At 66.9% G+C, this 335-nt stretch carries 1 protein-coding gene; it reads right to left on the reverse strand.

Annotated features, from left to right (window positions below; all coding sequences use genetic code 11):
- A partial coding sequence (locus ACZ3HH_RS29520; protein WP_465810062.1) for a glycosyltransferase family protein occupies positions 1–335 on the reverse strand: 335 nt, incomplete at both ends.

The raw sequence follows: 335 nt of genomic DNA on the forward strand, positions 1-335 counted from the left end.
CGTCCACTTGCTGACGCCGTGGGGTCGGGGGAGCTGTTCGAAGAAGACCTTGCGCTGGTCGAACCCGACCCAGGATGCCATCGCCAGCACGTTGCGGTTCAATTCCGGCATCGCGTTGAGGGCGTCGAGGACGGCACGGCTGGCGAGGATCTGCGACGGTCCCTCGGACGGGTAGTTCGGAACGTCCGAGTGGGTGCCGTAGACCTTCGAGAACACGCGGGCGAACGTCTCGCCGACCCCCTTGCGAACGGCGCGAACCGATCGGAGGCCCCAGACGATGTCGGCGCCGTCCTGCCACGCCGCGATGAACTCCCCGATGGCTTCCAGGGGTTCCT

It is taken from the genome of Pseudomonas sp. PME37.24/025, assembly GCF_055556615.1.